The following is a 21,127-nucleotide window of genomic DNA, read 5'->3' on the forward strand; positions in this document are numbered from 1 at the left end:
GCGGTGGATGAGGGCGGTGCGGTCGGGGTGGTGGCGCACGCTCCACGCGAACAGTCCGTGGATGGTGTCGGCGCGCTGGTACGGCTCGAACACGACTGGGTCTCCTTGGGCGGGTGAGGTCGGTGGACGGTCAGATCCGGGCGCGCGCACGCTGGTGGGCGAGGCCGAGCAGGACCGCGCCGAGCACCAGATAGCCGGAGAGGACGGCGAGTTGGGTGGTGCCGGGGGCGTCGCCGACCTGGGCCTGGTGGGCGATCCGGGCGAGGTGGTAGGTCGGCGTCAGCCGGGCCGGGAACTGGAGCCAGCCCGGGAAGGTGTCGACCGGCCAGAGCAGTCCGCCGAGGATGTCGAGGCCCCAGATCCCGAGGAAGACCGGCAGCACGACCGTCTTCTCGTCCAGGACCAGCCCGCACGCCGAGCCGAGCAGACAGTAGGCGGTCGAGCCCAGCCAGAGCGCCACGATCGTGCCGGCCAGGTGCGGCCCGCTGATGGTGATGCCGTCCAGCCGGCTGCCGATCAGCAGGACCCCGGTCGCCGAACCGAGGCAGAGCAGCGTGGCGGTGAGCAGCCGCATCGTGAGGTAGCCGGCCCCCCGGGAGGGTCCGGCCGCGAGCTGGCGGAACCAGCCGTTGGTGCGGTCCTTGGCGATGACCTGGGCGGTGCTGGAGAGGCCCGCGTAGATCGCGCCCATGGCGGCCATCGAGACCAGGACGTAGGTCTTGGAGGTCAGACCGCCCGGCGGATGCGGGACGAGCTCGTTCGCGACCAGGACGCAGGTGATCACCGGCGAGAACAGGATGGAGATCAGCATGGTGGGGTCGCGGAGCAGCCGCAGGAGTTCGAGGCGGAACAGCAGTGTCATCGGGAGGTCTCCTCGGAGTCGGCGGGCAGCAGCGGGGCCAGGGCCTCGGCCAGGCCCGGTTCGGCGATCTTCAGCCGGGTCGGCTTGAGGCCGGCCGTGTGCACGGCGGCCACGGTGGCGTCGGAGTCCTCGCTGAGGAGCCGGAAGCCGCCGGCCGCGGTGCCGGTGGCCGCGAGGACACCCGGAAGCTCCCGGAGCCGCGGCAGTTCGGCGTCCGGGGCCTCGAAGGCGATGAGCCGGCCGGAGACCTCGCGGGCGAGAGCGGCGGGGGTGTCGTCGACCAGCACGCCGTCCGGGCCGAGCAGCAGGACGCGGTTGGCGGTCCGCTCGGCCTCGGCCGGGTCGTCGGTGGCGAGCAGCACCGTGCGTTCCCCGCTCCGGTAGGCGCGGACGATGTCCCAGAACGCGTCCGCGCCGGACGGGTCGAGGCCGTCGGCAGGGTGGTCGAGCAGCAGCAGGCGGGGCGTGTGGGCCAGGGCGACGGCGAGCCGGACGCGGGCCCGGCCGGCGGCCGACAGCCCTTCGGTGCGCAGGCCCGACAGCTCGCCGAGGCCGCAGAGTTCGGTCAGTTCGGCCTCGTCGAGCGGGTGGGGGGCGAGCCGGCGCGCCACCGCGGTCACGCGGGCGACGGTCAGGCCGGCGGGCAGGCCGCCTCCGGCCGGCAGCCCGCCGACCGCTCCCGTGCGGACGGCCTCGGCGACGGGCCGGCCGAACGTGCGGACCGTGCCGCCGGCCGGGGGGCGGAGTCCGAGCAGCACGTCGAAGAGGGCCGAGACGTCGGAGCGGGCGCCGAAGACCGCCACCGTCTCGCCCGGTTCGACGGTGACCGCCCAGGGCGGGCCGGAGAGCCGCACCGCGGCGGACGCGTCCGGTGTGCCCTCCTCGGACGCGGCGGTCCGCCGGCGGGCGGACGACTGTGACAACGGCATGGTGCTCTCCCAGGGGTCGGGCGGGTCCGGTCCCGTCCGAGCTGGCGTGCACCGGCAGTCCGGGCCGGGCCGGACCCTGGGTTCAGGAAGTGATCTGGCGATTCGTCAACATGTCGGCGAGTTCGGCTAGTTCGGTGGAGTCGAGGGCCAGCCCGGGCGCCGAGGCGTTCTGCCGGAGGTGGGCGTGGCTGCGGCTGCCGGGGATCGGGACGAGGTGCGGCTCCTGGGCGAGCAGCCAGGCCAGGGCGAGGGTGGCGACGGGGACGCCGAGGCGGTCCGCCGTGCGGCGTGCGGGGGCGAGCCGGCCGTGGTCGCGGGCGAGGTTGTCGGTCGAGAAGCGGTCCTGGCGGCGCCGGTAGTCCGCCGGGCCGAGCTGGTCGGGGGAGGAGAGCCCGCCGGCCAGGAAGCCGCGGCCGAGCGGGCTGTGCGCGACGACGCCGATGCCCAGCTCGCGGGCGGTCGGCAGCACGTCGTCCTCGATCCCGCGTTGCCAGAGCGAGTACTCGCTCTCCAGGGCGGTGATCGGGTGGACGGACTGGGCGCGCCGCAGGAGGGCGGAGGGCACCTCGGAGAGGCCGATGTGCCGTACCTTGCCGGATTCGACCAGGGCGGCCAGGGCGCCGACGCTCTCCTCGATCGGTACCCGCGGATCGGGCCGGGCGAGGTAGTAGAGGTCGATGTGGTCGACGCCGAGCCGGCCGAGTGAGGCGTCGCAGGCCTGCCGGAGGAAGTCGGGGCTGCCGTCGAAGGCGGTCGGCCGGGAGCCGTCGGTGAAGACCGCGCCGCCGCGGGTGGCGATCACCGCCTCGTCCCGCCGGCCGGTCACCGCGCGGCCGACCAGGCGCTCGACCTCGCCGCCGCCGTAGAAGTCCGCGGTGTCCAGCAGGGTGATGCCCAGGTCGAGCGCGGCCCGGACGGTGTCGACCGCCTCCTGCGCCGACACCGGCCCGTAGCCGCCGGTCAGGCCGAGTGTGCCGAGCCCGATCGCACCGGTGGCGAGGGGCTGTCGGGTGCCCAAGGTCCGCTTCCGCAACGTCGTCCCCCTCTGTCCGTACAGTCGGCCGAGACGCTAGGAGGGCCGCCTAGAGAGTGGGTTGATCCCGGCAGGAACGCGGCTGGGGCCGCTGGTGACGGCGTGTTCGACCGCGATTCCAGTGTCTGTGTAGATCCGGTGACCAGAGTCGGTCGGGAAGACGGGACGGGGCCGGTCGGCCCGACCGGAAGCCGTGAACCACGCCGGAGACGAGACGGAGGGTCCTCGTGACCGAGAAGAGCGAGCCCCAGGTGGCCGAGTACAGCATTGTGGTGGACGCGCCGGCCCAGCGGGCCTTCGCGCTCATCGAGGACGCGGTCCGCTGGCCGCAGTACTTCACCCCCGTCGTGCACACCGAGCGGGTGGTGGAGAGCGAGGACCGTGACGAGGTGCGGATCTGGGGGCTGCGGGGCGAGAACGCCGTCCGCTCCTGGACGTCCCGCCGGGTCTTCGACCGGGCCGGTCTGAGCATCTCGTTCAGCAACGAGCCGGCGGTCGCCCCGCTGGCCTCCGGCGGCGGCGTGTGGTCGTTCACCGACCTGCCGGACGGGAAGAGCCGGGTCACCATCCGCCACGAGTTCACCCTGCTGCCGGACGCCGAGGTGCCGGCCGAGCGCGTGGCCGAGGAGTTCGGCAAGCACTCGGAGAAGCAGCTGGAGGAGCTTCGGCACTGCGCCGAGCTGGGTGACGAACTCGACCGTCTGGTCGTCGACTTCGAGGACCCGCTGTTCATCGGCGGCGCGGTGGAGGACTCCTGGGAGATCCTCTACGCGGCGGACAAGTGGCCCGAGCGGCTCGCGCACGTGCACAAGCTGGTGCTGACGGAGGACGTCCCGAACATCCAGTTCTTCGACATGGACACCACGACGCCGGACGGGCGGACCCACTTCACCCGCTCGGTCCGGGTCTGCCTGCCGCACGGGCTGATCGTCTACAAGCAGATCACCCCGCCGCCGCTGCTGACCGCGCACACCGGTCACTGGGCCTGGCGGGAGACGCCCGAGGGTCACCTGCTCAGCTCGCGGCACACGGTGACCATCAACCCGGCCCGGCTGGAGCTGCTGGGCGAGGGCACCACGGTCGAGGACACGCGCAAGTACCTGCGCCGGGTGCTCAGCACCAACAGCATGACCAACCTGCGGCTCGCCAAGGCCCACGCCGAGGAGCAGGCCGGTGTCTGAGTCCGCCACCGGCGGACGGACCGTCGGGCGGGCGTTCGGCGTCCGCCCCGAGCCGGTCGTCCTGGACCGGCTCGTCCGGCGGGCCGCGGCCTCCTGGCCGGACCGGACCGCCCTGGTCTGCGGTGAGCGGAGTCTGACGTTCCGTCAGCTCGACGCGGAGGTGGACGCGGCCGCCAGGGCCATCGCCGCGGCGCTGCCCGGGACCGGGGCGGTGGTCGGCGCGACCACCGTGCTGAGCCCGGAGTTCGCCGCGCTGTACTACGGCATCGCCCGCGCCGGCCAGGTGATCGTCAGCGTCAACCCCTACCTGCCGGCGGCCGGCCTGCGGCACGTACTGGCGACCTCCCGCACCCGGCTGCTGTTCGCCCCGTCCGCCCTGGCCGCGCGGCTGGCCGAGGTCCGGGACCAACTGCCGGATCTGGAGCGGGTGGTGCTGCTCGACGGGCCCGGCGGGGCGGCCGGTACGGAGTCGCTGGCGGAGTTCCTGGCCTCGGGCGAGGGCGCGGCCGATCCGGCGCCGCAGACCGGGGTGGAGGACCCCGCCGGTCTGCACTTCACCAGCGGCACCACCGGCGCACCCAAGGCGGTGGTGCTCTCGCACCGCAACCTCACGGTGAACGCCGCCCAGATCGCCCACGCCCACCGGATCGACCACACCTCGGTGGTGGCCAACCACCTGCCGCTGTACCACCTGATGCACCTCAACTCGGCGGTGTACGCGGGCGCCACCCAGGTGCTCTGCCCGGACGAGGACCCGGCCGAGGCGATCGCCGCCGCCAACCGGCACGGCGCCGTCCGGCTGTTCAGCCTCCCGGTGCGGCTGGCACGGCTGGCGGCCGACCCGCGGTTGCCGCAGCTGAGGCTGGACACCGTGGCGGCGATCATGTCCGGTGGCACCGCGCTGCCGGAAGCCGCCGCCGAGGTGCTCGGCGAGCACTTCGGCATCCCGGTGCTGCAGGGCTACGGCCTGGCCGAGACCTCGCCGGTGACCCACACCGGGTCGATCGCCGATCCGCGGCCCGGCTCGGTCGGGCCGGCGGTGGCCGACACCGAGTGCCGGATCGTGGAGGTGGAGAGCCGGACCGTGCTCGGGCCCCGCGAACGCGGCGAGGTGCAGGTCCGCGGCCCGCAGGTGATGTCGGGCTACCTGGACCCGGAGCTGCCGACCGGCATCGACGCCGACGGCTGGTTCTCCACCGGCGACATCGGCTGGCTCGACGAGGACGGCCGGCTGTACCTGGTGGACCGGCTCAAGGACGTCTTCAAGCACGACAACTGGCTGGTCTCGCCGGCCCAGATCGAGCAGGTGCTCGCCCGCCACCCGTCGGTCGCGGACTGCGCGGTGGCCGATCGGCCGGATGCGCTCGGCAACGGCGAGGCGCACGCGTTCGTGGTGCTGCGGCCGGGCGGCGCCCCCGAAGTCCTGGACGAGATCACCGCGTTCGTGAACGACCGGGTCGCGTACTACGAGCGGATCCGGCACATCACCGCGGTCGAATCCGTGCCGCGCTCGCCCAACGGCAAGATCCTGCGCGCCGCGCTGCGCGAGCGCGCGGCCGCCGCGACCGACTGACCCCAGCAGACACCGAGAAGAGGGTTTCATCATGATCACGCTGATCAACCAGCTCACCGTCACCGGCAGCGAGGACGAGTTCCGGGGCATCTCCGCCGAGCTGAACGCCTTCATGTCGCAGCAGCCCGGCTACCGCAGCCACACCCTGCTGCGCTCGGTGCGCGAGACCGGGGCGTACGCGGAGATCGCGCAGTGGGACGACGCCGCGTCGCACCAGGCGGCCGTGCGAACCGAGGAGTTCCAGCAGCTGATCAAGCGGCTGGCCCAGGTCATCGCCAAGCCCGCGCCGGGTCTGTACGAGACCGTCACCGCGCACCACGCCTGAGCGCGGCGGCCCCACGACAGGAGAATCGATGTTGAATCCGACGCAGGTGCTCGTCGTCGGGGCCGGACCGGTCGGCCTGACGGCCGCACATGAACTCGCCCGCCGCGGGCTCGCCGTCCGGCTGGTGGACGCGGCGGCCGGGCCGGCGGACACCAGCCGGGCGATCGCCACCCATCCCCGGACGCTGGAGACCTACCGGCAGATGGGCGTGGTCGAGGAGATGCTCGCCCTCGGCCGGCGGATCGAGGGCTTCACCATGTTCCAGGGCGGGCGGCGACTGGTGCGGCTCGACGCCGACTACAGCCGCAACCCGACCGCCTACCCGTTCACCCTGAGCATCGATCAGGTCCGCACCGAGAAGGTGCTGCGGGCGGCCGTCGAGCGGCTCGGCGTCCGCATCGAGTGGGGCGTCAAGCTGGCGGAGCTGCGCCGGGGCGACGACGGCGTCGAGGCCGTCCTGGCCCGTGCGGACGGCGGGTCGGAGACCGTCGCGGTGCCGTGGCTGGTGGGCTGCGACGGCGGGCACAGCACCGTCCGCAAGTCGCTCGGCCTGAAGCTGGTCGGCGACTCCAACGACACCTGGCTGCTCGCCGACGCGAAGGTGACGGTGGACCTGCCGGCGGACAGCATCTACTGGATGCACGCCGGGGTCGGCACCCTGATGCTCGTCCCGCTGCCGGGTGACCGGTGGCGGATGCTCGACACCGCCGAGACCGCCTACGACGGCGACGGCGGCGAGATCGCGGCCCGGTTCTCCCGCAAGCTGTCGGCCGCGCTGGGCCGGCCGGTCCGGGTGGCGGAGCCGGAGTGGGTCTCGGTCTTCACCGCGCAGCAGCGGATGGTCGAGCGCATGCGGGTGGGCCGGGTGCTGCTCGCCGGCGACGCGGCGCACGTGCACAGCCCGGCCTCCGGTCAGGGCATGAACACCGGCATCCAGGAGGCGTACAACCTGGCCTGGAAGCTGGCGATGGTGGTCCAGGGTCACAGCGAGGAGAGCCTGCTCGACAGCTACGACACCGAGCGGCTGCCGATCGGGGCCGAGCTGTTGAAGTCGACCCGCAACGCCACCCGGCTGGTGGCGCTGCGGGCCGCGATGGCCGGTGTCTTCCTGCCGGTCTTCTTCTCGGTGGTCCGTACCGTCACGCCGCTGCGGAAGAAGATCCAGCACTCGGTGCTCGGCGCGATGTCGGGCCTCGCCCTGGGCTACCCCGACTCGCCGCTGACCACCGCGGCGCCCGAGGGCGCCGGCCCCCGGCCCGGCTTCCGGATCACCTCGGTGCTGGCGGCGCCGGAGGAGGGCGAGGTCTGGGCGGCCGCGGCCGAGGAGCTGCGCGACGTCCGCTGGACCCTGCTGGTCTTCCCGGACGGCCAGGACGGCCAGGACGGCAGGGCAGGGCAGGGCGGGGACGGCGCGGCGGCCGGCCGGGACGCCGACGAGCGGTACGGCCGGTGGCTCTCGGTCCGGACCGTCGGCGGGGCGAAGGGCAGCACGGCCCCGTTGCCGGACCCGGCCGGCCGGCTGCGGCGGGCACTGGCGGCCCGGCCCGGATCCTGGCTGCTGGTCAGGCCGGACGGATATCTGGCGGCCCGGGGCGAGCACTTCGGGCCGGCGGCACTGGACCGGGCGCTCGACGGCGCGCGCCTGGCCGGCCGCGGACGACCAATGGCGCGGCACGGCACGGCCGGCGTCGGGGAGGCAGGGGCATGAGCAGGCAGGTAGTCGTCACCGGCATCGGTGTGGTGGCGCCCGGCGGGACCGGGACCAAGGCGTTCTGGGAGATGATCACGGCGGGCCGAACCGCGACCCGGGCGATCTCGCTCTTCGACGCGGCCCCGTTCCGCTCCCGGATCGCCGCCGAGTGCGACTTCGACCCGGCCGCCTCCGGCCTCGGGCCGCAGGAGATCCGCAGGCTCGACCGCGCGGCCCAGTTCGCCCTGGTGGCGGGCGCCGAGGCGGTGGCCGACAGCGGGCTGGACTTCGAGGGGACGGACCCGAGCCGGGTCGGCGTCCTGCTGGGCAGCGCCGTGGGCTGCAGCACCAGCCTGGAGCGCGAGTACGTGGTGACCAGCAACTCCGGGCAGAACTGGCTGGTGGACCACCGGTACACCGTGCCGCACCTGTACGAGCAGTTCATCCCCAGCTCGATGGCGGCTGAACTGGCCTGGTCGGTCGGCGCGGAGGGGCCGGTGAGCATGGTCTCCACCGGCTGCACCTCGGGCATCGACGCGATCGGACACGCCGCGGAGCTCATCCAGGACGGCGTGGCGGACGTGGTGGTGGCGGGCGCGACCGACGCGCCGATCACCCCGATCACGGTCGCCTGCTTCGACTCGATCCGGGCCACCTCGCCGCGCAACGACGACCCCGCGCACGCCTCCCGGCCGTTCGACAACACCCGCAACGGATTCGTCCTCGGCGAGGGCAGCGCCGTACTGGTGCTGGAGAGCGCGGAGCACGCCCGCCGGCGGGGCGCCCGCCCGTACGCCGAGATCGCCGGCTTCGCCACCCGCAGCAACGCCTACCACATGACCGGACTGCAGCCCGAGGGGCGGGAGATGGCGGCGGCCATCGACGACTCACTGACCCAGGCCAGGCTGGACCCCACCGCGATCGACTACGTCAACGCGCACGGGTCCGGCACCCGGCAGAACGACCGGCACGAGACGGCCGCGTTCAAGCGCAGCCTCGGTGACCACGCCTACCGGACCCCGGTGAGCTCGATCAAGTCGATGGTCGGGCACTCCCTGGGGGCGATCGGCTCGATCGAGATCGCGGCCTGCGCGCTGGCCATCGCGCACGGGGTGGTGCCGCCGACGGCCAACCTGCACGAGCCCGACCCGGAGTGCGACCTGGACTACGTGCCGCTGCACGCCCGGGACCGGCGGCTGGACGCCGTGCTGAGCGTGGGCAGTGGATTCGGCGGCTTCCAGAGCGCCATGGTGCTGCGCCGTCCGAAGGCGGTGGCGGCATGAGCGTGCGTACCGTGGTCACCGGCCTGGGCGTGCTGGCGCCGAACGGTGTCGGCCTGGCGGACTACTGGGCGGCGACCCTGCGCGGCCGCAGCGGCCTGGCCCGGCTGGAGCGCTTCGACCCCGCCGGGTATCCGGCTCAACTGGCCGGAGAGGTCAAGGGGTTCGAGGCCGCGGAGCAGCTGCCGGCCAAGCTGCTGCCGCAGACCGACCGGGTCACCCAGCTGTCGCTGGCCGCCGCCGAGTGGGCGCTCGCCGACTCCGGGGTGGACCTCGACCTCGTCCCCGAGTTCCGGGCCGGAGTGGTGACGGCCAGCAGCTCCGGCGGATTCGAGTTCGGCCAGAAGGAGTTGGCCGCGCTGTGGGCGAAGGGGCCCAAGCACGTCAGCGCCTACCAGTCGTTCGCGTGGTTCTACGCGGTCAACACCGGCCAGATCTCCATCCGGCACGGTCTGCGCGGCCCGAGCGGGGCGGTGGTCTCCGATCAGGCCGGCGGCCTGGACGCGGTGGCCGGGGCCCGCCGGGCGGTGCGCGAGGGCGCCGACCTCATGGTCACCGGGGCCGTGGACAGTTCGCTCTGCCCGTGGAGCTGGATCGCCCATCTGTCCGGCGGCGGGCTCAGCACCCGCCGGGAGCCGGAGCGGGCCTACCTGCCGTTCGACCGGGAGGCCGCCGGCTACGTCCCGGGCGAGGGCGGCGCGATCCTCGTGGTCGAGAACGCCGAGCGGGCCCGGGCCCGTGGTGCGGCCCGGGTCTACGGGGAGGTCGCGGGCTACGCCGCGGGCTTCGACCCCAGGCCGGGCTCGGACCGGCCCCCCGTGCTGCGCCGGGTGATCGAGGACGCGCTGGCCGACGCCGGCCGCTCGGCCCGGGACGTCGACGTGGTCTTCGCGGACGCGGCCGGGATTCCGGAGGCGGACCGGGCGGAGGCGGAGGCGATCACCGAGGTGTTCGGAGCGCACGCCGTCGCGGTGACCGCGCCGAAGACGATGACCGGGCGGCTGTACGCGGGCGGCGGCCCCCTCGACCTGGCGGCGGCCCTGCTGTCGATCCGGGACGGGGTCATCCCGCCCACCGTCCACGTCGAGCGTCCGGTCGAGGAGTACGGGCTCGACCTCGTCCTGGCCGGTCCCCGGCCGGCCGAGGTCCGCACCGCCCTGGTGCTCTCCCGGGGCCGGGGCGGCCACACCTCGGCGATCTGCCTCACCGCGGCGGCCTGACGCCGTGCCCTTCCCCCCAAAAACCCGCCGACTGAGCAGGAAGCAAGGATCATCATGAGCCAATTCACCGTCGACGACCTGCGCCGGATCATGCGCGAGGGTGTCGGGGAGCGCGAGGAGCTCCTCGCCGACGACATCCTGGACCTCGGCTTCGCCGAGCTGGACATCGACTCGCTGGGCGTCCTGGAGACCGCGACCCGGATCGAGCGCGAGTTCGATGTCAGCCTGCCGGACGGCGTGGCCGTCGAGGCCGGGACGATCCGGGCGCTGATCGACATGGTCAACCGGGCGCTGGCCGCCCGAGTCGGCTGACCGGTCGCAGGCCACGCATTTTCGAGCCGCTCTCAAGGCCGCACTGACAGCCTCCTGCCAGGCCGGGAACCCACCCGTCCGGGCAGTGACAGGAGAGGCGCACAGTGCAGAGCGAACAGGGCGCGGGCAGGCTCGACGGCCGGGTGGCGCTGGTGACCGGTGCCACCCGGGGCCTCGGCCTCGCCATCGCGCGCAGACTGGCGGAGGCCGGGGCCACCGTCCACCTCAACTACGCGCACAGCGACGAGGACGCCGGCAAGGCCGCGGCCGAGCTGGCCGGACTGCCCGGTGCCGTCCGCCCGGCGAAGGCGGACGTCACGGACCCGGCCGGCCTGGCCGGGCTGCTGGACCGGATCGGCGAGGAGCACGGCAGGCTGGACATCCTCGTCCACAACGTCTCCTCGCTGCACCCGATGGACCCGCGGTCGCCCGACCCGGCGGGGGTGCACGCGGACCTCGCGACCACGCTGGACCCGCTGCTCCACTCGGCCGGCCGGCTGGAAGGGCTGATGCCGCCCGGGACGGGGCGGATCATCGCGGTCTCCAGCATCGGGGCCCGCGCGGTCGTCCCGCGCTACCTCGGCCTCGGCGTCGCCAAGGCGGCGCTGGAGAGCCTGGTGCGGTACCTGGCGGCCGGGTTCGCCGCCCGGGACGTCGCGGTCAACGCGGTGTCCACCGCCAAAATCGCCAAGGGTGGCGAACCCACCCCGCAGGAACAGCAGTTGGCGCTCCGCTCGCCGTCCGGCCGGCTCACCTCGCCGGACGACGTGGCCGGCGTCGTGGCGCTGCTGTGCACCCCGGAGGCCGGCTGGATCCGGGGCCAGACGATCACCGTGGACGGCGGGCTCGGTCTGCTCGCGCCATGACCGCCGCGGTGACCAGGACCAGTGACGAAGGGGAGTGACCCGTGAACGAGATCGGGACGGACGTCTGCGTGGTGGGCGGGGGGCCGGCCGGCCTTGCCCTGGCGCTGCTCCTGCTGCGCTCGGGCGCACAGGTGGCCCTCGTGGAGCGCAGCAACTCCCTGGAGCGCGAGTACCGCGGTGAGATCCTCCAGCCCGGCGGGCTGGCGGTGCTGGCCGGACTGGGCGTGCTGGACGGTGTCCGGCAGCGCGGCGGCCAGGACCTCACCGGGTTCCAACTGTGCGATGGCAACAGGGTGTTGATGAACATCGACTACACCCGGCTGCCCGCCCCGCACAACCGGCTGCTCAGCCTGCCGCAACACCATCTGCTGGCCGAGCTGCTCGCCGCCTGCGAGGGCTTCCCCGGCTTCCGTCACCTGGCCGGCCACCCGGTGCGCGAACTGGTGAGGGACCGCGCCGGGGCGGTGACGGGCGTCGTGGCCGCCGGGGAGGACGAACCGCTGCGGGTGGCCGCGAAGGTGGTGGTCGCGGCCGACGGGCGCTACTCGAAGGTGCGCCGGCTGGCCGGGATCGACGCGGGCCGGCTGGACGTCTTCGACCAGGACGTGCTCTGGTTCAAGCTGGACGCCCCGGGCCGGATGACGGAGAAGGTGCGGATCTTCCGGACCGGCGGCAGCGCGGTCATCATCCACGACTCGTACCCCGACCGGCTGCAGATCGGCTGGAGCCTTCCGCACCGCTCCTACGGCGAACTGGCCCAGGAGGGGCTGGAGTCGGTGAAGGCGCGGCTCTGCGCGGCGCTGCCCGGCCAGGCCGATCTGATCACCGATCAGATCACTTCGGTCAGGCAGCTGGCCCTGCTGGACGTCTTCGCCGGCTCGGCCGAACGCTGGGCCGCCGACGGGCTGTTGCTCATCGGCGACGCGGCCCACACCCTGGGGCCGCTCGGCGCCCAGGGCATCAACCTGGCCCTGCAGGATGCCGTCCTCGCGCACCCGGTGCTGCTGCGCGCCCTGGAGACCGGCGACGCCGGCGCCGAGGCGCTCTCCGCCTTCGAACACACCCGGCGGCCGGACATCGACCGGGTGCTGAAGATGCAGCGCATGCAGGCCAAGGGCATGTTCGAACGAAATCCGGTCGCCGACCTGATCCGTCCGGCGGTGGCCGGGCTGATCGGGCGCACACCGATCGGCCCGAAGATCACCCGACGGATCGCCTTCGGAAATCCGGCCATCAGGGTCCGCCGTGACCTTTTCACGGCGGCATGACCTGCCCGCCGGCCCATCCAACCCGCTCAGGAGAGACCAGTATGAAGCTCATTGACATCTCGGTGGCCGTGGACGCGAAGGCGTGGGAGCCGGACCCGGTCGTGCACGAGATCATGACCCCGGCCCAGGGCGCCCAGCACATGTCGGATGAGATGAAGGAGTTCGGCCTGGAGATCTCGCCGTCCGACCTGCCCGGCGGCGAACTGCTGTCGATCGACACGCTCACCATGACCTCGCACACCGGTACCCACGTGGACGCCCCCTCGCACTACGGCTCCACCGTGGCGTACGGGGACGGCGTCCCGCGCACCATCGACCAGCTCCCGCTGGACTGGTTCCACCGCCCGGCCTTCGTGCTGGACCTCACCCGGGTCGAGGAGCAGGTCGCCGACGCGGACTACGTGAAGGCCGAACTGGACCGGATCGGCTACACCCCGCAGCCGATGGACATCGCCCTGCTGCGCACCCGCGCCTCGGACTGGGTCGGCACCCCGATGTACTTCTCCGAGTTCGTCGGCCTGGACCGCTCGGCCACCGAGCTACTGCTCGACTACGGCGTCAAGGTCATCGGCACGGACGCGTTCAGCGTGGACGCCCCGTTCGGCGACATGATCACCCGGTACCACCAGACCCAGGACCAGGGCGTGCTGTGGCCCGCCCACTTCCTCGGCCGCGAGCGCGAGTACTGCCACATCGAGCGGCTCGCCAACCTGGACACGCTGCCGAAGGCGTTCGGGTTCACCGTCATCTGCTTCCCCTTCAAGGTCGCGGGCGCCGGCGCCGGCTGGACCCGCGCCGTGGCCGTTTTCGAGGACGAGGACTGATCCCGTGAGCCAGCTCATCAGCACACCGGCCGACCGGTCCGCTCTCGCCGAACTGAGGGCCGAGGTCGAGCAGTTCTACGCACGCCACTTCCATCTGCTGGACTCCGGCAGGGCCGCGGAGTGGGCCGAGGACTTCACCGAGGACGGCGCGTTCTTCCCGCCCAACCGGGCCGAGCCGCTGCGCGGTCGCGCGACGCTCGTCGCCGGGGTGGAGAAGGCCCACGGCGAACTGCAGGAGAAGGGCGAGCAGCGCCGCCACTGGCACGGCATGGTCTCGGTGGAGCCGCGTGAGGACGGGACGGTCTTCGTCCGGTGCTACGCACAGATCATCGTCACCCCGCGCGGGGGACAGTCCCGGCTCCACCTCAGCTGTGTCTGCGAGGACGTGTTCGTCGTCGTGGACGGCGCGCTGCTCGTCAGCGAGCGCCGCGTCACCAGGGACGACCTGGCCTGACGGTACGCCGAAAGGCCCCGGACCACCACGGTGGTCCGGGGCCTTCGCCGTGCGGCGGGGCTCAGCCCGCGAGCGCCAGCAGGTCGTGCACCAGCCGGGCGGGGCTCGGCAGGGCGGCCACCTCCGCGCTCAGCGCGGCCGCGGCCTCCCGGTGGCTGGGCTCGCCCAGCAGGGCCTCGACGGCGCCGCGGACGGCCTCCCCGGCGGCCGTCGGGCCGTCGAGGACGAGGGTGGCGCCGCTCTGCGCCATCCGGCGGGCGTTGACGGACTGTTCCACCGTGAAGGGCAGCGCGAGCTGCGGCACTCCGGCGGCCGCCGCGGTCATGGCGCCGCCGGCGCCGCCGTGATGGACCACCACGTCGCAGGTCGGCAGCAGCACGTTCAGCGGCGCGTAGCCGAGGACCCGCACATTGCCGGGCAGGGCGGCCCGGGCGGCCGCGTCGAGCGAGGCGGGGTCGCAGGCGAGCAGGACGTCGGCGTCCAGTCCCCCGAGCGCGGCGGCGATCCGCGGGGCGATGAAGGAGCGCGGGCCGAGGAGCCCGGCCAGCGAGTTGCCCCAGACCACGCAGATCCGCGGCCGGCCGCCCCGGCCCGCCGCGACGGCGGACGAGACGGCGGCCGAGGCGCCCGGGCCGTTGTACGGGACGTACCGGACGGGCAGCCGCTGCGCCCGCAGCGGCGCGGCGATCGACGGCGGGCACGGGTCGATGATCCGCTCGATCTGTTCGGCGCTCATCGGGTCGAGGCCGTAGCGCTCGAAGCTCTTGGTGTGGTCCTGCGGTACCAGGGTGGCGCCGGCCTCGGTCTCGTCCGGGCCGACCGGGCCCCACAGCTGGCAGACCGCGGGCCGCCCGGTGGCCTTGGCGGCCAGGACGCCCTCCAGGCTCATCAGGTCGTGCACCACGAGGTCCGGCCGCCACTGCCGGGCGAAGTCGACGGTGTGGTCGAGGCTGCGGCGGATGGCGGCGAGGTTGCGCTCCTGGTTCTCCCGCTTGTAGCCGTTCCAGTCGAACTCGGACAGGCTGCCGAGCACCCGGCCGGTGACCGGGTGCAGCGGCATGCCGAGCGGGCGGTCGGGCCCCTCGGACAGGGCCGCGAAGTAGTGGAAGATCCGGCCCCGCACCAGCATGTCCGGGCCGTCCAGGACGGGCACCGGCACCAGGCCGGCCCGGCCCACGGCGGCGCTCTCCTTGGGGCTGCACGCCACCCGGACGTCATGCCCGGCGCTCTGCAGGGCCCAGGCGAGCGGGACCATCGGGAAGTAGTGCGCCGGGTAGTCGGACACGGTGAACAGGACGCGCACGGGTCGGTACTCCATTCGGTGGTCAGAGCGAGGAACGGGCAGCGTCCTGCGGCCCGGCGGGGACGGGGGCGGCGGCCAGCGCGGCGAGCACCGGGACCAGCACGCCGGGCGCGGGCCGGGCGGCGTTCGCCGTGGCGAGCCCGCGGGCCGCATCGCGGTGGGACGGGTCGGTGAGCAGCCGCTCGACGGCGGCCACGACGGCGTCGGCGGTCGCGGCGCTGCCCCGGATCGTCAGGCCCGCGCCGGTCGCGGCGAGCCGTCCGGAGATCAGCTCCTGCTCCTGCCCGAACGGCAGCGCCAGCTGGGGGACGCCCGCGGCCAGCGCCGTCATCAGGGAGCCCGCGCCGCCGTGGTGGACCACGGCGGCGGAGCCGGGGAGCAGCCGGCTGAGCCGGTACCCGCGCAGCACCCGGACGTCGTCGGGCACCGGGCCGAGCAGGGCGGCGTCCTCGTCGGAGAGCGCGGCCACCACGTCCAGCCCGCGCCCGGACAGGGCCCGCAGCACCTCGGGGACCACGAAGGACCCTCGGCCGAAGATCCTGGTCAGGGAGTTGCTCCAGACGACGCAGACCCGGGGCCGGCCGTCGGGGGCGGGCGGTGCGGCGTCCGTCCGGGGGCCTTCGTAGGGGACGTAGCGCACCGGCAGCCGTTCGGCCCGGGTGAGGGGGGCGACCTGCGGCGGGCACGGGTCGACCACGTACCGCAGCAGGTCGGCGTCGGGTGCGATGCCGAGGCGTTCGCGGGCCGGGGCGGGCAGGTCCGGGGAGATCAGGTCGAGGCCGTGGGTGGTCTCGTCGGTGCCGGTGGGGCCCCACAGGTGGCAGACCGCGGGCGCCCCGGCCAGGTGGGCGGCCAGCAGGCCCTCCGGCGAGAGCAGGTCGTGCACCACGAGGTCGGGCCGCCACTGCCGGGCGAAGGCGGCCACCGCCTGGGCGCGCTCGCGGCCGCGGACCGCCTCGGCGGCGGCGTGCACGGGCGCGTGGGCGGCCCAGTCGAAGCCGTCGGTGCCGTCGAGTTCGGCCCCGGTGAGCGGGTGGAGCAGCGGCAGCCCCGGGTGGTGGACCCGGCCGGCCAGCGCGTCGAGGTAGACGCCGAGGCGGGCCTGGGCGACGGTGTCGACGTCGGTCCCGCAGCCGACCGCGGCGAGCCCGAGGGACTCCACCACCCGCGCGTGCCGCGCCCCGCAGAGCACCGTGACCTCGTGGCCGGCCCCGTGCAGGGCGCGGGCCAGCGGGATCAGCGGGAAGTAGTGTCCGGCGTAGTCGGAGACGGTGAAGGCGACTCTCATCGGGCGACGGCCTCCCGGCCGGCGGCCAGCTGCTCCAGGGTCTCCACGAAGTCGGCCGGGCTGGGGTGGTCGAGGTTCTGTGCGCGCAGCCGCTCGGCGTTGCGGCGGTGGGCCGGCTCGTCGAGGAGCGCGCGGGCCGCCTGGCGGACGTCCTCGGCACCGGCGCCGGGGCCGTGCAGGGCCAGGCCCGCGCCGGCGGCCTGGATCCGCTGCCCGTTGGCCCGGTACTCGGCGCCGAAGGCCAGCACGAGCTGCGGGACGCCGTGCGCGGTGGCGGTGAGCAGGCCGCCGGCGCCGCCGCTGTGCACCAGCAGGTCCGCGGTCGGCATCAGCAGGTGCAGCGGGCAGTGCTCGACGACGGTGACGTTCGACGGCAGCGGGCCGGTCCTGGCGAGGGCGGCGGCGTTCATGGTGAGGACCACGTCGACGTCCAGCCCGGCGAGCGCGTCGAGGATCACCGGGACGGCGAAGGACCGGGAGCCGTACAGGTGCGGCAGCGTGTTGCTCCACATCACGACCACCCGGGGCCGGTCGGCAGGCCGGCTCATCCAGGGCTCCATGCCGCCGGGGCCGTTGTAGGGCACGTAGCGCAGCGGCAGCCGCTCGGCGGCGGTCGGGGGTGCGAGGTCGGTCGGGCAGATGTCGACGACGCGGTCGATCAGTGCGGTGCCGGTCTCGGTGATCCCGTGCCGTTCGAACTCGCGGCTGTAGTGCTGCGGGATGAAGTCCAGCCCCCAGTCGGTCTCCCGGGTGCCGATCGGGCCGGTCAGGTGGCAGAGGGCGGGGACGCCCTGGACGCGTGCGGGCACCACGCCGTCCAGGTGCAGCAGATCGTGCAGGACGAGGTCGGGCCGCCACTCGCGGGCGAAGTCGACCATGGTGTTGATCCGGCGGCCGGCCTTGGCGGCCTCCGGGCCACGGATCGAGCGGACGAACGCGTCCAGGTCGAACTCGTCGGCGTGGGCCAGCTCCTCGCCGGTCTCCGGGTTGATCAGCGGGAGTTCGAGGTCGGCCGGCGCGGCGCCCGCCCGGACCCCCTGGTGCAGGCCGAGCCGGGCCCACATCAGCATGTCGACGTCCTCCAGGACCGGGACGGGGGTCAGGCCCGCCCCTTCGACGTGTTGCTGCTGCCCGGTGCCGCAGACCACCCGGACGTCGTGACCGGCGGCCTGGAGCGCCCAGCCGAGCGGGACCATCGGAAAGTAGTGCGGCAGGTAGTCGGATACTGCGAACATCACGCGCATGGTGGGGTACTCCTGTCGTAACGGGACGTCGGCGCGGCCGGGGGCCGGTGGTCAGGGGATGCCGGCGGCGAGCGCCTCCAGGCGGGGCACCAAGGCGGCGGGGGCCGGACGGGCGTCGTTCTCCCGGCCGAGCCGCGCCGCGGTCCGGGCCAGTCCGGGGTCGGTGATCAGCCGCTGGACGGCCTCGCGCAGGCTCCGCGGACCGGCGGCCGGGCCGTCCAGCACCAGGCCCGCGCCGGCCGCGGCGATCCGGGCCCCGTTGCCGTACTGCTCGTCCGAGACCGCGACCGCGAGCTGCGGGACTCCGGCGGCCAGCGCCGTCATCGCCGACCCGGCCGCGCCGTTGTGGATCACCGCATGGCAGGCGGGCAGCAGCAGGTGCAGTGGGGTCTGCTCCAACAGCCGGACGTTCCCCGGGAGTTCGCCCAGGCGGGCGGCGTCCGCGGCGGTCACGGCGAGCAGGACCTCGACGTCCGGGAGGTCACGGACGGCCTCGACCAGCCGGGGCACCAGGAACGAGTCGGGGCCGTAGACCTTGGTCACCGAGGTGCCCCAGACCACGCAGATCCTGGCCCGGTCGGCCGGCGGCAGCGGGTTGCGGCGCAGCCAGTCCGGCAGCCGGCCGGGCCCGTTGTAGGGGACGTAGCGCACCGCCAGCCGGGCCGCCCTGGTCGGCGGGGCGAGGGTGTCCGGGGTCGGGTCGATGAGGTGGCGCACCTCGGCGCCGGTGCCGCGCAGTTCGAACGAGGCGAAGTCGGCGTCGATCCGCTCGGGGCGGTAGTCCATCCGGTCGTCGGACTCGGCGTCGGCGACCAGCCCCCAGAGGTGGGCCACCGCCGGGATGCCGGCGTGGTCGGCGACGATCCGCCCGTCCAGGCTGGCCAGGTCGTGCACCACCAGATCGGGCCGCCACTCGGTGGCAAGGTCCGCGAGCAGTCGCCTCCGGCGGTTCAGCCAGCGGGAGTTGAGCGCCCCGGCGGACCGCATGAAGCCGTCCCAGTCGAAGTCGTCCAGGCTCGCCATCGGCTGCCCGGTGAGCGGGTGGACCGGCGGGAGGCCGGTGGCGCGGCTGCGGCCCTCACGGGCGCGCAGGTGGTTGCCCATCCGGGCCTGTACGACACCGGTGTTCTCCAGCAGCGGCAGCGGGACGAGCCCGGCCTGCTCGGCGGCCGTGGCGACCTGGGCCGAGCAGAGCACCCGCACCTGGTGGCCGGCGGCCTGGAGCGCCCAGCCCAGCGGCACCATCGGATAGAGGTGGCCGGTCCAGTCCACCGCGGTGAACAGCACCCGCATGGTCCGTCTCCTTCTGTCGCGACCGGGCCGCACCGGCCCCGCTGTCAGCCTCGGGTCGCCGCCTTGAGCCCCGCTGGAGGGGTAACTGTGGGCACCTCCAACCGGATTGCAGCAGCCTTCGAGGAGCGGTTCCTAGCTTGGGGCCCGGTCCGGCGTCCCACGCGTGGACCGGACCGGACCCCGGAGCGTGAGGAGCTGTCACATGGAGATCATCGGGCGGGGGTTCATCGCACAGCACGTGGCCGCGATCGCCGACCGGCACCCCGACACCCGCCTGCTCGCCGCCGGTGTCTCGCGGACCACCACGGCGGGCGAGGCCGACTTCCGGCGTGAGCGGGAGCTGCTGGAGCACGCGGTCGAGGCCAGCCGCCGGGACGGGCGCCGCGTGGTCTTCCTGTCGACCGCGTCCTCCGGCGTCTACGCGGCGGAGGGCTGCGACGGCCGGGAGGACGCCGCGACCCTCCCGACCACGCGCTACGCACGGCACAAGCTGAGCCTGGAATGGCTGCTCGAGGACGCCGCGGTGGACCACCTCATCCTGCGGCTCTCGCACCTGGTGGGGGCGCACCAGCAGTCCTGGCAGCTGATCCCCTCGCTGATCGCGCAGCTGCACACGGGGCGGGTCAAGGTGTGGAGCGGGGCCCAGCGGGATCTGCTGGACGTCCGGCACATGGTGTGGATCACCGACGCGCTGCTCACCGCCGGGGTCCGGGGCGAGGTGGTCAACGTGGCCTCGGGCCACTCGGTGCCGGTGGAGTCGATCATCACGCACCTGGAGGAGCGGCTGGGCCTGTCGGCCGAGCACGAGGTGCTGGACCTCGCCGACCCGGGCGTGATCAGCATCGCCAAGCTGCGCCGGCTGGTCCCCGAGGTGGCCGCGCTGGGCTTCGGCCCGGACTACTTCCGCCTCGTCCTGGACGCCAGACTTGCCGAGGAGCACCAGAGCCTGACGGCACGTTAGACAGGTAAAGGAGGGGGCGGCGCCCGGGAGATCCAGGTCTCCGGGCGCCGCCCCCTCGTGCGGGCCTCAGTGCCGGCCCGCGGCGGCCTGTTCGATGGTCGGCAGCAGCGCGGCCGGGGTGGGCGCGTTGAGCATCTCCCGGCGCAGCCCGGCCGCGGCCTCCCGGGCGGCCGGGGTCAGCAGGGCGTCCAGGTGCTCGCCGAGCGTGGCCGCCGTGGCCCGGGCCGCATCGTCCCGGCGGACCGACCGGTAGCCGGCGAACTGCTCGCTGGAGAAGCGCTGTTCGGGCGAGCCCGGCAGGATCAGCTGCGGGACGCCGGCGAACGAGGCGGTCATCAGGGTGCCGTTGCCGCCGTGGTGGACCACCGCCGACGCGTCCTTCAGCACAGCCGACAGCGGTGCGCCGGCCACCAGCCGTACGGTCGGCGGAAGCCCGGCGAACAGCGGCTCCTCGCCGGGCCGGATGACCAGGACGACTTCGGCGTCCAGCCCCAGGACCGCCCTCATCAGCGGCGAATCGGCGAGCTCCGAGCCGCCCGCGAAGTGGTCCGAGGCCGTGGTGGTCCCGAAGGTCACACAGACCCGGGGGCGTTCGGGTGCCCGGTGCAGCCACTCGGGCACCCGCCCGAACGGGCTGTGCGGCACGTACCGCACGGCGGTGCGCAGGCGCCCCCGGACCGGCCAGGTGGCCGGCGGGCTCGGGTCGAACGTCCACCAGTCGGGGTCGGCCGGGCGGTCGAGCCCGTACCGGGCGTAGAGCGTGCCGAACGCCTCGGGGAGCCGCTCGGTGAGGGTGGCGCCGCGGCCGACGATGTCGACGCCCCACAGGTAGCGGACCGGGACGGCGTCCACCACGGCGGCGGCGACCGGCGCGGCGAAGCAGGCAGGGTCCCAGACCACCGCGTCCGGGCGCCAGTGGCGGGCGAGCCCCACCAGGTCGTCGAGCATCAGCCCGGCGATGTCGCAGTAGGCCGATTTGGGGTCGTAGCGCACCGCGCCGCCGCTCGCCCGGGCGCGGTCCAGCAGTTCCTGGTTGCGGCGCTCGAAGTCGCCGGCCGGGCCGACCGGCACGACCGGCAGGCCGGAGCGGGCGGCCGTGCCGGCGAGCTCGGGCGAGGCGGCGACGCACACCTCGTGGCCCGCGGCCAGGGCGGCCCAGGCGAACGGCAGCATGGTGAAGTGGTGCGTGGCCACCGCCGAGGTGGCGAACAGCAGACGCAT

20 protein-coding genes are annotated in these 21,127 nt (G+C 74.2%); 12 read left to right on the forward strand and 8 right to left on the reverse strand.

Going from position 1 to position 21,127, the window contains the following annotated elements:
* Nucleotides 1–130 precede the first annotated feature (130 nt).
* The 3 genes from ACZ6NC_RS24540 to ACZ6NC_RS24550 all read right to left on the reverse strand — a co-directional run bounded on the left by ACZ6NC_RS24540 (nucleotide 131) and on the right by ACZ6NC_RS24550 (nucleotide 2,809).
* Nucleotides 131–862 (reverse strand): ABC transporter permease, encoded by a 732-nt coding sequence (locus tag ACZ6NC_RS24540; RefSeq protein WP_465735903.1) that lies wholly within the window; start codon nucleotides 860–862, stop codon nucleotides 131–133.
* Complete coding sequence (locus tag ACZ6NC_RS24545; protein ID WP_465735904.1) at nucleotides 859–1,791, reverse strand: ATP-binding cassette domain-containing protein; 933 nt, start codon at nucleotides 1,789–1,791, stop codon at nucleotides 859–861. The genes ACZ6NC_RS24540 and ACZ6NC_RS24545 overlap by 4 nt, the downstream gene beginning before the upstream one ends.
* An 82-nt stretch (nucleotides 1,792–1,873) precedes the next feature.
* A complete protein-coding gene (locus ACZ6NC_RS24550; protein ID WP_465735905.1) occupies nucleotides 1,874–2,809 on the reverse strand; it encodes an aldo/keto reductase in 936 nt (311 codons plus the stop codon).
* A gap of 242 nt (nucleotides 2,810–3,051) precedes the next feature.
* On the opposite strand from ACZ6NC_RS24550, the gene ACZ6NC_RS24555 reads away from it, so the two are divergent.
* The 11 genes from ACZ6NC_RS24555 (at nucleotide 3,052) to ACZ6NC_RS24605 (ending at nucleotide 13,817) form a co-directional block, all read left to right on the forward strand.
* Nucleotides 3,052–4,005 (forward strand): aromatase/cyclase, encoded by a 954-nt coding sequence (locus ACZ6NC_RS24555; RefSeq protein ID WP_465735906.1) that lies wholly within the window; start codon nucleotides 3,052–3,054, stop codon nucleotides 4,003–4,005.
* Nucleotides 3,998–5,578, forward strand: a complete 1,581-nt coding sequence (locus ACZ6NC_RS24560) for a class I adenylate-forming enzyme family protein (protein ID WP_465735907.1) — start codon at nucleotides 3,998–4,000, stop codon at nucleotides 5,576–5,578. Before ACZ6NC_RS24555 ends, ACZ6NC_RS24560 begins: the two co-directional genes overlap by 8 nt.
* 31 nt (nucleotides 5,579–5,609) lie before the next feature.
* Nucleotides 5,610–5,903, forward strand: a complete 294-nt coding sequence (locus ACZ6NC_RS24565) for an antibiotic biosynthesis monooxygenase family protein (protein ID WP_465735908.1) — start codon at nucleotides 5,610–5,612, stop codon at nucleotides 5,901–5,903.
* Between the two features lie 28 nt (nucleotides 5,904–5,931).
* Nucleotides 5,932–7,611 (forward strand): FAD-dependent oxidoreductase, encoded by a 1,680-nt coding sequence (locus ACZ6NC_RS24570; RefSeq protein WP_465735909.1) that lies wholly within the window; start codon nucleotides 5,932–5,934, stop codon nucleotides 7,609–7,611.
* The gene (locus ACZ6NC_RS24575; protein ID WP_465735910.1) at nucleotides 7,608–8,876 is read left to right on the forward strand and encodes a beta-ketoacyl-[acyl-carrier-protein] synthase family protein; all 1,269 of its coding nucleotides are present in this window, start codon (nucleotides 7,608–7,610) and stop codon (nucleotides 8,874–8,876) included. Before ACZ6NC_RS24570 ends, ACZ6NC_RS24575 begins: the two co-directional genes overlap by 4 nt.
* Nucleotides 8,873–10,093 (forward strand): ketosynthase chain-length factor, encoded by a 1,221-nt coding sequence (locus ACZ6NC_RS24580; protein WP_465735911.1) that lies wholly within the window; start codon nucleotides 8,873–8,875, stop codon nucleotides 10,091–10,093. Before ACZ6NC_RS24575 ends, ACZ6NC_RS24580 begins: the two co-directional genes overlap by 4 nt.
* Before the next feature lie 54 nt (nucleotides 10,094–10,147).
* Entirely contained in the window at nucleotides 10,148–10,405 is a 258-nt protein-coding gene (locus ACZ6NC_RS24585; protein ID WP_465735912.1) for an acyl carrier protein, read from the forward strand.
* Between the two features lie 104 nt (nucleotides 10,406–10,509).
* Nucleotides 10,510–11,271, forward strand: coding sequence for an SDR family oxidoreductase (locus ACZ6NC_RS24590; RefSeq protein WP_465735913.1), 762 nt, complete (start codon nucleotides 10,510–10,512; stop codon nucleotides 11,269–11,271).
* A 41-nt stretch (nucleotides 11,272–11,312) separates the two neighbouring features.
* Complete coding sequence (locus tag ACZ6NC_RS24595; RefSeq protein WP_465735914.1) at nucleotides 11,313–12,539, forward strand: FAD-dependent monooxygenase; 1,227 nt, start codon at nucleotides 11,313–11,315, stop codon at nucleotides 12,537–12,539.
* Nucleotides 12,540–12,580: 41 nt separating this feature from the next.
* Nucleotides 12,581–13,363, forward strand: a complete 783-nt coding sequence (locus ACZ6NC_RS24600) for a cyclase family protein (RefSeq protein ID WP_465735915.1) — start codon at nucleotides 12,581–12,583, stop codon at nucleotides 13,361–13,363.
* Between the two features lie 4 nt (nucleotides 13,364–13,367).
* A complete protein-coding gene (locus ACZ6NC_RS24605; RefSeq protein WP_465735916.1) occupies nucleotides 13,368–13,817 on the forward strand; it encodes a nuclear transport factor 2 family protein in 450 nt (149 codons plus the stop codon).
* Nucleotides 13,818–13,878: 61 nt separating this feature from the next.
* Here ACZ6NC_RS24605 and ACZ6NC_RS24610 read toward each other — a convergent pair whose 3' ends face one another.
* From ACZ6NC_RS24610 to ACZ6NC_RS24625, 4 genes are read right to left on the reverse strand one after another with little or no spacing between them, the layout of a single operon-like run.
* Nucleotides 13,879–15,120, reverse strand: coding sequence for a nucleotide disphospho-sugar-binding domain-containing protein (locus ACZ6NC_RS24610; RefSeq protein ID WP_465735917.1), 1,242 nt, complete (start codon nucleotides 15,118–15,120; stop codon nucleotides 13,879–13,881).
* 22 nt (nucleotides 15,121–15,142) lie between these two features.
* Entirely contained in the window at nucleotides 15,143–16,408 is a 1,266-nt protein-coding gene (locus ACZ6NC_RS24615; protein WP_465735918.1) for a nucleotide disphospho-sugar-binding domain-containing protein, read from the reverse strand.
* Nucleotides 16,405–17,643: a nucleotide disphospho-sugar-binding domain-containing protein gene (locus tag ACZ6NC_RS24620; RefSeq protein WP_465735919.1), complete on the reverse strand. Its 1,239-nt coding sequence runs from the start codon at nucleotides 17,641–17,643 to the stop codon at nucleotides 16,405–16,407. Before ACZ6NC_RS24620 ends, ACZ6NC_RS24615 begins: the two co-directional genes overlap by 4 nt.
* A gap of 60 nt (nucleotides 17,644–17,703) precedes the next feature.
* Complete coding sequence (locus ACZ6NC_RS24625) at nucleotides 17,704–18,945, reverse strand: nucleotide disphospho-sugar-binding domain-containing protein (RefSeq protein WP_465735920.1); 1,242 nt, start codon at nucleotides 18,943–18,945, stop codon at nucleotides 17,704–17,706.
* A gap of 202 nt (nucleotides 18,946–19,147) precedes the next feature.
* On the opposite strand from ACZ6NC_RS24625, the gene ACZ6NC_RS24630 reads away from it, so the two are divergent.
* Nucleotides 19,148–19,906, forward strand: coding sequence for an NAD-dependent epimerase/dehydratase family protein (locus ACZ6NC_RS24630; RefSeq protein WP_465735921.1), 759 nt, complete (start codon nucleotides 19,148–19,150; stop codon nucleotides 19,904–19,906).
* Nucleotides 19,907–19,972: 66 nt separating this feature from the next.
* On the opposite strand, the gene ACZ6NC_RS24635 is transcribed toward ACZ6NC_RS24630, so the two are convergent.
* Complete coding sequence (locus ACZ6NC_RS24635; RefSeq protein ID WP_465735922.1) at nucleotides 19,973–21,127, reverse strand: nucleotide disphospho-sugar-binding domain-containing protein; 1,155 nt, start codon at nucleotides 21,125–21,127, stop codon at nucleotides 19,973–19,975.

It is taken from the genome of Kitasatospora sp. NPDC041988 (assembly GCF_055588525.1).

What these genes read in the sequence shown, in the direction of transcription:
- ACZ6NC_RS24540 (WP_465735903.1), bottom strand. Translation starts at nt 862, where the DNA reads ATGACACTGCTGTTCCGCCTCGAACTCCTGCGGCTGCTCCGCGACCCC.
- ACZ6NC_RS24545 (WP_465735904.1), bottom strand. Translation starts at nt 1,791, where the DNA reads ATGCCGTTGTCACAGTCGTCCGCCCGCCGGCGGACCGCCGCGTCCGAG.
- ACZ6NC_RS24565 (WP_465735908.1), top strand. Translation starts at nt 5,610, where the DNA reads ATGATCACGCTGATCAACCAGCTCACCGTCACCGGCAGCGAGGACGAG.
- ACZ6NC_RS24570 (WP_465735909.1), top strand. Translation starts at nt 5,932, where the DNA reads ATGTTGAATCCGACGCAGGTGCTCGTCGTCGGGGCCGGACCGGTCGGC.
- ACZ6NC_RS24575 (WP_465735910.1), top strand. Translation starts at nt 7,608, where the DNA reads ATGAGCAGGCAGGTAGTCGTCACCGGCATCGGTGTGGTGGCGCCCGGC.
- ACZ6NC_RS24580 (WP_465735911.1), top strand. Translation starts at nt 8,873, where the DNA reads ATGAGCGTGCGTACCGTGGTCACCGGCCTGGGCGTGCTGGCGCCGAAC.
- ACZ6NC_RS24585 (WP_465735912.1), top strand. Translation starts at nt 10,148, where the DNA reads ATGAGCCAATTCACCGTCGACGACCTGCGCCGGATCATGCGCGAGGGT.
- ACZ6NC_RS24600 (WP_465735915.1), top strand. Translation starts at nt 12,581, where the DNA reads ATGAAGCTCATTGACATCTCGGTGGCCGTGGACGCGAAGGCGTGGGAG.
- ACZ6NC_RS24615 (WP_465735918.1), bottom strand. Translation starts at nt 16,408, where the DNA reads ATGAGAGTCGCCTTCACCGTCTCCGACTACGCCGGACACTACTTCCCG.
- ACZ6NC_RS24620 (WP_465735919.1), bottom strand. Translation starts at nt 17,643, where the DNA reads ATGTTCGCAGTATCCGACTACCTGCCGCACTACTTTCCGATGGTCCCG.
- ACZ6NC_RS24625 (WP_465735920.1), bottom strand. Translation starts at nt 18,945, where the DNA reads ATGCGGGTGCTGTTCACCGCGGTGGACTGGACCGGCCACCTCTATCCG.
- ACZ6NC_RS24630 (WP_465735921.1), top strand. Translation starts at nt 19,148, where the DNA reads ATGGAGATCATCGGGCGGGGGTTCATCGCACAGCACGTGGCCGCGATC.
- ACZ6NC_RS24635 (WP_465735922.1), bottom strand. Translation starts at nt 21,127, where the DNA reads ATGCGTCTGCTGTTCGCCACCTCGGCGGTGGCCACGCACCACTTCACC.